Annotated in this window: 6 protein-coding genes and 1 pseudogene; 2 read left to right on the top strand and 5 right to left on the bottom strand. The window is 74.6% G+C overall.

Going from position 1 to position 9,174, the window contains the following annotated elements:
• Positions 1–710 (bottom strand): annotated as a pseudogene (locus tag ABZ924_RS37235) (hypothetical protein); the annotation flags it as partial.
• A gap of 553 nt (positions 711–1,263) precedes the next feature.
• Here ABZ924_RS37235 and ABZ924_RS37230 point away from each other — a divergent pair.
• Complete coding sequence (locus ABZ924_RS37230; RefSeq protein ID WP_361919949.1) at positions 1,264–3,366, top strand: PhoX family phosphatase; 2,103 nt, start codon at positions 1,264–1,266, stop codon at positions 3,364–3,366.
• Between the two features lie 75 nt (positions 3,367–3,441).
• Here ABZ924_RS37230 and ABZ924_RS37225 read toward each other — a convergent pair whose 3' ends face one another.
• The 4 genes from ABZ924_RS37225 to ABZ924_RS37210 form a co-directional block, all read right to left on the bottom strand.
• Positions 3,442–4,713, bottom strand: coding sequence for a HAMP domain-containing sensor histidine kinase (locus tag ABZ924_RS37225; protein WP_361919947.1), 1,272 nt, complete (start codon positions 4,711–4,713; stop codon positions 3,442–3,444).
• Between the two features lie 16 nt (positions 4,714–4,729).
• Entirely contained in the window at positions 4,730–5,461 is a 732-nt protein-coding gene (locus ABZ924_RS37220) for a hypothetical protein (RefSeq protein WP_361919945.1), read from the bottom strand.
• A 108-nt stretch (positions 5,462–5,569) separates the two neighbouring features.
• Positions 5,570–7,564: an FUSC family protein gene (locus ABZ924_RS37215; protein WP_361919944.1), complete on the bottom strand. Its 1,995-nt coding sequence runs from the start codon at positions 7,562–7,564 to the stop codon at positions 5,570–5,572.
• A 130-nt stretch (positions 7,565–7,694) separates the two neighbouring features.
• On the bottom strand, positions 7,695–8,684 hold the full coding sequence (locus ABZ924_RS37210) for a hypothetical protein (protein WP_361919942.1): 990 nt from the start codon (positions 8,682–8,684) through the stop codon (positions 7,695–7,697).
• On the opposite strand from ABZ924_RS37210, the gene ABZ924_RS37205 reads away from it, so the two are divergent.
• A complete protein-coding gene (locus ABZ924_RS37205) occupies positions 8,683–9,090 on the top strand; it encodes a hypothetical protein (RefSeq protein WP_361919940.1) in 408 nt (135 codons plus the stop codon). The genes ABZ924_RS37210 and ABZ924_RS37205 overlap by 2 nt on opposite strands.
• Positions 9,091–9,174: the final 84 nt, after the last annotated feature.

Raw genomic sequence — 9,174 nt, 5'->3', positions numbered from 1 at the left:
TCGGGCTCGGCAGCGGCGGCTTCCGGCTCCGCGGCGGGCGCGGCCTCCTCGGCCTGCGGCTCTTCCTCGACGGCGGCCTCGACCACGACCGGCTCCGCCTCGACGGCGACGGCCTCGGGCTCGGCAGCGGCGGCTTCCGGCTCCGCGGCGGGCGCGGCCTCCTCGGCCTGCGGCTCTTCCTCGACGGCGGCCTCGACCACGACCGGCTCCGCCTCGGGGGCGGCCGTGGCCTCGGCTTCGGTCGCCGCTTCCTCGGCCACGGTCTCCACCGCAGCGGCGGCAACGGCGGGCTCCGCCTCGACGGCCACCGGCTCGGCCTCGGCCACGAGCGGCTCCGCCTCGACGGCGGCCGGCACGGGCTCGGCAACGGCTTCCTCGGCGACGGGCTCCGCCTCGGTGACGACGGCGGCCGGCTCCTCGGCGGCGGTCTCGGCCGCGGCCGGATGGGCCGGGGTGTCCTCGGCAGGGGCTGCGGGCTCGGCTTCGGCCGGCTCGGGGGCCCCGTTGTCCGCGGCCGGCGCAGTGGCGGGCTCCGGGCGGCGGGCCTCCGGGACCGTGGGGTCCGCGACCGGCGCCGGGGCCGCCGTGAGGAGGGTGCCCGGCTCGCGGTCCCGCGGCGCGGACTGCGGCGGAACGGTCGGGTTGTCGAAGGACGCCGCGACCAGCTCGGCCGCCGCGTCCAGCGGCGTACGTTCCCCCTGGCTCGGCACCGCTGCCGTGGTGGCCTCACTCGTCTCCGGAACCGGCTCCGCAGACCGTCCGAAAACCTTGCGCAACAAGCTCCGAATACCCATGGGCCAGGCCTTTCGCATGAGTGCGTGCGTCATTTGTCCGTGCTGCGCGGTTGATCCCTGCCCAGAGTGGACACGTAAGGTTATCGACCCCTCGGCTGGAACGTCGGCAGGGGCGCTCCCGTTGCGCCCGGCCCTTTCCGGCCTCCCCTCCGGACCGGTCCGCCCGGGCTCCGTCGGACAGCGCCGCCGGAACCGCGTAGTCCGGAACCGTATCCCGTCCCCCTCCCACCCCCGCACCGCCCCCTGTCCGTAGCCGAACCACCCAAGTACGCCCTCGAATGGGGGATTTGCGCACTCCGGGGCCGCGCCGGCATCCCGCCCGCACGTCCTCTCCCCGAACTCCCGCCCCGCCGTGACCGGTTCACCGGACGTTCACCCCTCCGCCGCCGGTTCGGCGTCGCCCGCACCTACCGTCGCGGCTGGATTCGGCCGCATCCGGCCGGCGCCCGTGCATCTACGGAGGACACTCGTGCGCAAGCTCCTGCCCCTCATAGGCAACCCGCATGGGGGCGGCCGTTCCGCCCTCACCTGCCGCTACCGCTGTGGCGACGCCTGCTTCCACGAGGTGCCGAACACCAGCGACAACGAGTACGTGGGCGACGTCATCGCCCGCGCCTACTCCCGTCGCGCGATGCTCCGCTCCGCCGCCGTCGTCACGGTGGCCACCGCCGCCGGTACGGCCGTCACCCTCGGCGGCAACGGCGCCCCGGCCACCGCCGCCCCCGCCGCCGACGCCCAGGGCGCGGCCGACGCCGCCGCCAACGCCGAGGGCGCCCGCGGCCTGCGCTTCAAGCCGGTCGCGCCGAACACCGACGACCGCGTCACCGTCCCCGAGGGCTACGAGCAGAACGTGGTCATCCGCTGGGGCGACCCCATCGTCAAGGGCGCTCCCGCGTTCAACGCCGACAAGCAGACCGCCGCCGCCCAGGCCGGCCAGTTCGGCTTCAACAACGACTTCCTCGCGCTGCTCCCGCTCGGCAGCGGCTACGAGCGCCAGCAGCTCCTCGTCGCGAACCACGAGTACACCGACGAGAACCTCATGTTCAAGGGCTACGACCCGGCGAACCCGACACGCGAGCAGGTCGAGGTCGCCTGGGCCGCGCACGGCCTGGGCGTGGTCGTCGTCCAGGAGGACCACCGCAGCGGCAAGCTGACCGCCGTGACCCGCCACCAGCTCAACCGCCGCCTCACCGCGACCAGCGAGTTCCGCCTCTCCGGCCCGGTCGCCGGCAGCGCCCTGGTCAAGACCTCCGCCGACCCCACCGGCACCAAGGTCCTCGGCACCCTCAACAACTGCTCCGGCGGCACCACCCCCTGGGGCACGACCCTGCACGGCGAGGAGAACTTCAACCAGTACTTCGCCAACGCCGGCCAGGTCACCGACCCCGTCCAGGCCGCCCGCCTCAAGCGCTACGGCGTCTCCGCCGGGGCCACCGAGCGCAAGTGGGAGCGGTTCGACAAGCGCTTCGACACCGTCCAGGAGCCCAACGAGCCGAACCGCTTCGGGTACGTCGTCGAGCTCGACCCGTACGACCCGGCCTCCACCCCGCGCAAGCGCACCGCGCTCGGCCGCTTCAAGCACGAGGGCGCGCAGCCCCGCCTGACCGAGGACGGCCGCCCGGTCGTCTACATGGGCGACGACGAGCGCTTCGACTACTTCTACAAGTTCGTCTCGTCCAAGCAGATGAAGAAGGGCAGCTCCCGCGCGGTCAAGGAGTACAACCTGACCCTCCTCGACGAGGGCACCCTCTACGTCGCCAAGCTGACCGGCGACTCCCCGGCCGCCGAGTTCGACGGCTCGGGCAAGCTCCCCTCCGACGGCCAGTTCGACGGCTCCGGCGTCTGGATCAAGCTGGCCACCGCCTCGCCCGCCGGCAACGTCTCGCACGTCGAGGGCATGAGCGCCGAGGAGGTGTTCGTCTTCACGCGCCAGGCCGCCGACAAGGTGGGCGCCACCAAGATGGACCGCCCCGAGGACATCGAGCCCTCGCCGCGCACCGGCCGCGTGTACGTGGTCCTGACCAACAACGCCGACCGCGGCAAGCCGGGCAAGGCGGGCGTGGACGAGGCCAACCCGCGCAACCTGAACAAGCACGGCCAGATCCTGGAGCTCGCCGAGAACTTCGACGACCCGGCGGGCGACGGCTTCGCCTGGCGCCTGTTCCTGGTCGCCGGCGACCCGAAGGACCCGGCCACCTTCTTCGCCGGCTTCCCGAAGGACAAGGTCAGCCCGATCTCCTGCCCGGACAACGTGACCTTCGACCCGCACGGAAACCTGTGGATCTCCACGGACGGCAACCAGCTCGGCTCGCACGACGGCCTGTTCGGCGTCGCCACGGCCGGCGAGCGCCGCGGTGAGCTGAAGCAGTTCCTGACCGTGCCGCGCGGCGCCGAGACCTGCGGCCCGCTGGTCCAGGACAAGCGCGTCCTGGTCGCGGTCCAGCACCCGGGCGAGATCGACGGCGCGACCGTCGAGAAGCCCGAGTCGGTGTGGCCCGACGGCCCGGGCAAGATCACCCGCCCGGCGGTCGTGTCCGTCTGGCGCAAGGACGGCAAGAACATCGGCATCTGAGCCGGCCGGTCACAGCACGTCCCGGCGGGCGGTGTTCCACGTGGAGGTTTCACGTGAAACACCGCCCGCTTCACGTTACTTGGGCTCGTCCGCCAGCCGCCCGACCGGCAGCCGCAGCGTGGTGACGGCCCCGCCGTCCGGGGCGTTGGCGAAGGTGAGGGTGATGCCGAGGACGGCCGCCTGGCCCACCGCGATGGTCAGGCCCAGCCCGTGGCCGCGCCCCCGGCCGGGTTCGCCGGTGCGGAAGCGCTGCGGGCCCTGTGCGATCAGCCCCTCCGGGTAGCCGGGTCCGTGGTCGCGGACCGTCACCACCGGGCCCTCGACCCGTACCTCGATCGGCGGGCTGCCGTGCTTGTCGGCGTTGACCAGCAGGTTGGCCAGGATGCGGTCCAGGCGCCGCCGGTCGGTGAGCACCACCAGGTCACGCACCACCTCCACCGTGACCGGGAGCCGGGTGGCGGCGGCGGCCCGGCGCACCGCCTCGCCGAGCTCGACCCGGGCGAGGTCGGCGCGCTCGACCCCGGCGTCCAGCCGGGAGATCTCCAGCAGGTCCTCGGTGAGCCGGTGCAGTGCGTGCAGCCGGTCGTTGATCATCTCCTTGGGGCGGCCCTCCGGCAGCAGCGAGGCCGCGGCGAGCGAGCCGGTGAGCGGGGTGCGCAGCTCGTGGGCGACGTCGGCGGTGAACCGCTTCTCGGCCTCCAGCCGCTCCTGGAGCGACCTGGCCATGGAGTTGAGGGCCTGGGCCACGTCCCGTACCTCGTCGCGGTAGCCGCCGCCGGCGGGGTCCGCCCCCGCCTCCTCGGAGGTGAGGAAGTCGACGCGGGCGTCGAGGTCGCCGGCGCTGATCCGGCGGGCCACGGCGGCGGTGGTGGTCAGGCGGCGGCTGATCCGGTTGGCGAGGAACACGCCCGCCAGGGCGACGACCCCGGCGGCCAGTGCCGAGGAGGCGAGGATCGCGGCGTCGAGGTCGCGCAGCCGGGCGCGCGTGGTCTCGTACGGGACCCAGACGGCGAGGGCCTTGTGGTCTGCAGGGGCGGCGCCCCACATGACGGGTTTGCCGTCGTACTCGCCGACCATGCTGCCGGTCATCCCGCGCGCGACGAGCCGGCGCAGCGGGCCGGGCAGTCCGGGCGGGTCCAGGGCGGCGTTCTCGCCGGTGTGCGTGGTGCCGTACTCGTAGTGGCCGAGGGCATGGTCGAGGTCCCGTTCCACGTCCTTGCGGACCTCGCCGACGACCTGCCGGGCGACCACGTCGTGCACGAGGATGCCGAGGGCGGCGGCCACGGCGCAGCACACGGCCGTGGTGGTCAGGACGATCTTCCAGCGCAGACTGCTCGTCACCCGCATGGCGGCCGCGCCCCCTTCAGCCCCTGGTCGCGGTGCACGGGGTGGAGCCGGTCTTCAGGGTGGGGCACTCGTCGAGGCTGAGCTCGGACAGGTTCATGATCCCGGCCTCGGGGTCCCACACGTAGTCGGAGACGGAGACCTTCTTCGGGTTCGAGGTCGGCTCGCGCACGGCCAGGTGCTCGGCGGCCACCTCCACGCCCTCCAGCACCCCGCGCCGGGACAGGATCCGGGTGATCGAGCCGTCGTCGCGGACGGTGTAGACGCGCAGTTCGCTGACGCGGCCGTCGAGGTCGAGGGCGGTGATCAGCTCCTCGCGGCCGTTGCCCGTCACGTCGTGCAGGACCGGAGGCCGGACCGGGCACTTGGGGCCGCCGTCCACAGCCTGTGTACAGAGCGCGAGCCGCTGCACGGCCCGCGGGTCCACGAGGCGCCCGGTCCCGCCGTCCTGCCGGGCGGCGGCGGTGATGTCGGCCCGTACGACCTCCAGCGCGTTCACGCCCCGCATGCTCGGCCCCGGCGCCTTGGGCAGCCCGGGGACCACGGCGGCGGCGCCCGGCTGTTCGCCCGGACCGGGCGGTTCCGGGTGGAGGTCCTTCCACAGGCTCTGCGGGGCGTGCGCGGTGCCGAGGTCGCCGTTGTTGCGCAGCCCCTGCACGTCGGCGCACCCGGCCGCGGCCGCCAGGAGGGCGGCGAGGACCGGGGCGGCCGCAGCGCGGTGACGCAGGCCGCGCGGGAGGAGGGGCCTCATGCCCCGATGCTCCCCCGGCGGGGCCGGTGCGGCCCGGGCACAGGACCGTTCGGGGGACCCGCCCCGACCCGCCCGCCCCAACCCGCCCGCCCCGACCCGCCCGCCAGGTCAGTGCTCCGTGGCGATCCCGCGGGCGGCGGCGACCTCCTGGCGGACCGGGCCCAGTACGGAGGCCTCGTCCCCGGCCCGCGCCGCCCGGGCCCGCAGCCGGTCGGGGGTCCGGGCGGTGCGCACGCACTCGGCCAGCGCCCGCAGGTCGGCGGTGAGCGCCGACACCTCCTCGGTGCCGGGCGGGGGCGCCCCGTGGTCGACGCGGACCCGGGCGGCGGTGGTGGCGTCCACGACCCGTTCGACGGCGACGACCAGCGGCCACCAGGCGGCGGCCCGCGTCCCGGTCGGCGGCGGCTCGGTCAGCGCCCGCTGGAACTCGCTGCGCACCCCCGACAGGTCCCGGTAGATGCGCCGCCGGGCCTGGAGCCGGGCGGTGCGCGCGGCCCGCAGAGCGGCGTCGGTGTCCGGCAGCGGGCCGAAGGCCCGTTCCACGTAGCGGGCCGCGTCGTCGACGGAGTCGGCGAGCCGGTCGCCGACGCGGGTGCGCCAGCTCTCGGGCCACAGCAGGTAACCGAAGACCAGGGCGATGGCGCAGCCGATCAGGCTGTCGAGCAGCCGGGGCCGGATCAGGTCGAAGCCCTGGTGGTTGAGGAGGTCCGACAGCAGCAGGATGACCGGGGTGATCGCGGCCGTCTGGAAGGCGTACCCCTTCGCGGAGAAGGCGGGGACCAGCCCGGCGAGCACCACCATCACGGGCACGTCCCACCAGCCGCGCGGCACCTCGGCGAGCACGGCCGCGGCGATGACCAGCCCTCCGGCGGTGCCCAGCGCGCGCAGCACGGCCCGGGAGAACACCGAGCCGAAGTCGGGCTTGAGGACGAAGGTGACGGTCAGGGCGACCCAGTACGAGCGCTCCAGCGGCACCAGCGAGACCAGCGCCTGGGCGAGCCCGATGCACAGGGCGAGCCGCAGCCCGTACCGCCAGGAGGCCCCGGACAGCATCATGTCGCGCACGGCCCGCCGGGCCCGCACGCGCAGGGCGGCGGGCCGGCCGAGGCGGTCGTCGACGTTGTGGAGCTTCGGCTCGGGCAGGTGCACGACCGTCGCCGCATGCCGCAGGGCCGCATCCAGGGCCCGTTCTGCGGGGCCGTGCGGTGCGGGCAGCTCCAGCACGGGCGCCTGGGTGCGGCCCTCCTCGACGGCCTGCGCCAGGTCCCGTACGGCAGCCGGGACCGCGGGCGGCAGCGGCCGGCCCCGCAGGTGCGCGGCGGGCGCGGCCTCGACCAGCGGGATCACCACGTTGAGCTGGGCGATCATCCGTACCAGGGCGGGGCTGTACCCGTGGACGCGGGCCCGCCGGCCCAGGACCAGGTCGTAGGCCTGGTTCAGGCTCTGGGTGACCTGGCGGCGGCGCTCGTCGTAGTCGGGCCCGCCGGCGGCTTCCAGGGCGTCGGCGAGGGCCCGGTAGGTGGCGGCGACCGCGGTGCGCTCGGGCTGCCGGCCGCGCAGCGGCCAGCCCAGCAGGGTCAGCAGCAGCACGAACAGCCCGCCCGTGGCGAGCAGCAGCGGGGCGGTCCACCAGGGCCGCGGCAGCGGCAGGCCCGCGCCGACGACGGCGTTGAGCAGGAGCAGCAGCCCGGAGACGGAGGCGACCGTGCCGATCGAGGAGATCATCCCCGAGACCAGTGCGATGAGGGTGAGCACACCGACGGCGAGCCAGCCGTGCCCGAACACCAGGGTGCCCAGGGCCACTCCCACCGCACCGAACAGCTGCGGCACGGCAATGTTCAGGATCCGCATCCGGTAGGCGTCGGCGGTGTCGGCGATGACCCCCGCCAGGGCGCCCATGGAGACGAGGGCCCCGTACTCCGGCTCGTCCAGGGCGAAGCCGACGGCGAGCGGGGCCGCCATGGCGATGCCCGCGCGTGCGACGGCTGCCCAGGGGATCGGGTCGGAGGCCGGGCGCAGCCCCTTGAGCAGCCAGGACGGCGGGGCCAGCGGGTGCGGCCGGGCCCGCCCGGACGGTATGTGGTCGGTGCGTTCGGTGCTCATTCCGCTTCCGTGCCGCCGCTCGCGAGTCGGGTCTTCGGTTCTTCTGTACGGTTCCGGCTTCTTGCGGGCTTCTGGGTTCTCCGGTCCGTTCTGCGTGCTTGGTACCTTCCGAGCTTATGGGGTACGGCGCTCAGGGCGTGCGGCGCACCCGGCCTGTCACCCATGCGGCCAGTGCGGCCGCCAGCCCGATCGCCAGCACCACCCACGCGGTGGTGCGCAGGAACGCGGTCAGCGCGTCGTACACCGCACCGGCAGCAGCGCGGTCGATGTCGTCCGGCAGGTCGTCCAGGGTGAGCCGGCGGCACACCACGACCGCGATCCACAGCAGGACGGCGCCGACGGCGAGCCCGAGGCCGGTGGCGACCACCGCCCGGCGGCGGCGGACCGCGACGGCGATCGCCGTCGCGGCCAGCACCACGGTCAGCACCGGGAGCCAGACCCCCGCGATCTCCAGCATGCGGAACTCCTTCCGGAGCGCGCCGAGGTTGTCGTACTCCATGACCTTCACCTGGACGTGGGTCACCGGGATCCGGTCCGCGAACGGCGTGCCGTCGGCGACGAGTTCCGCCTTGACCTGGGCGATGACGGGCGCGAGGTCGAGGGTGACGGCGTCTCCGTGGCCGGTGGTGAGCGCCTGGAAGAACGCGGCGTGCGCGGCCCGGTTCGCCGCGTCCCAGGCGGTGCGGTAGGCCGGGGTGCCGACGAAGGAGCGCAGCGCCTCGCCGAGCAGGGCGTCGACCGCACCCTGGAACGGGCCGGCGTCGATCTCCCCGGACAGGGCCCGGGCGGCCTGTGTGACGACGACCTCCTGGACGGCCGGGTCGGAGGCCAGCGGGGACATGGCGGCGGTGTAGCGGTCGGCGTCGCCCAGCTCGCGGTCGGCCCAGTACGCGACGGCGCTCGCGGGCACGAGGAGCGCCACGAGCACGATGAGGACCGCCGAGAGGTAGGTGCGCACGTCACCAGGGGAATCCGCGGCGACGCCCGGCGCGAGCCGGGTTGGTGCGGTCGGGTGGCGCAGGGCGGCGGTCGACGCCGTCGCCGTGCGCGCCGCCTGATCCACTTGCCGCCCGGGGGCGCCGGGTGTGCCCTGGTGGGTGGGAGAGAGGAGCCCCGTCATGGCACATGCGGCACCTGCCGCCCCCGGGCGGCACCACCGGCAGATGGCGGCCACACGATCCGCGGACACGGGCGTGCTGACGCGCGCGGTGCTCCTCGGCCTCGTCTACGGGGTCTGGGCGGCCTTCCTCAACCGGCAGCAGGGCCCCGTCGACGCGGGCAACGTCTTCTACGGGATCCTCTGCGGCGTGCTCTTCGCCGGGATCATGTTCGCCCTGGCCCGCGTCGGCCCCCGCATGAAGCGGGAGGCGCGCGCCGCGGCGTACGGCGTGTTCGGCGGGATCGCCGTCGGCTATCTGAACAGCCTCACCGACCACTCGATCCTTCGCTCCAGCTGGATCGGCCTCATCACCGGTGTCGGCGTCGGCGTCGTGGCGTTCTACCGCTACCACAACCGCGAACCCTGAGCGCGGGCACAGGCACAGGCAAGGACCCGGACGCAGGCCCAAGAGCAGGCGCCGCGCCCCGTGACCGTCACCGACGGCACGGGG

The organism is Streptomyces sp. NPDC046876 (assembly GCF_040645035.1).
In the GTDB taxonomy this organism is placed as follows: Bacteria; Actinomycetota; Actinomycetes; order Streptomycetales; family Streptomycetaceae; genus Streptomyces.
Note: the sequence above shows the minus strand (reverse complement) of the source record. Positions and strands in the feature narration are given on the sequence as shown.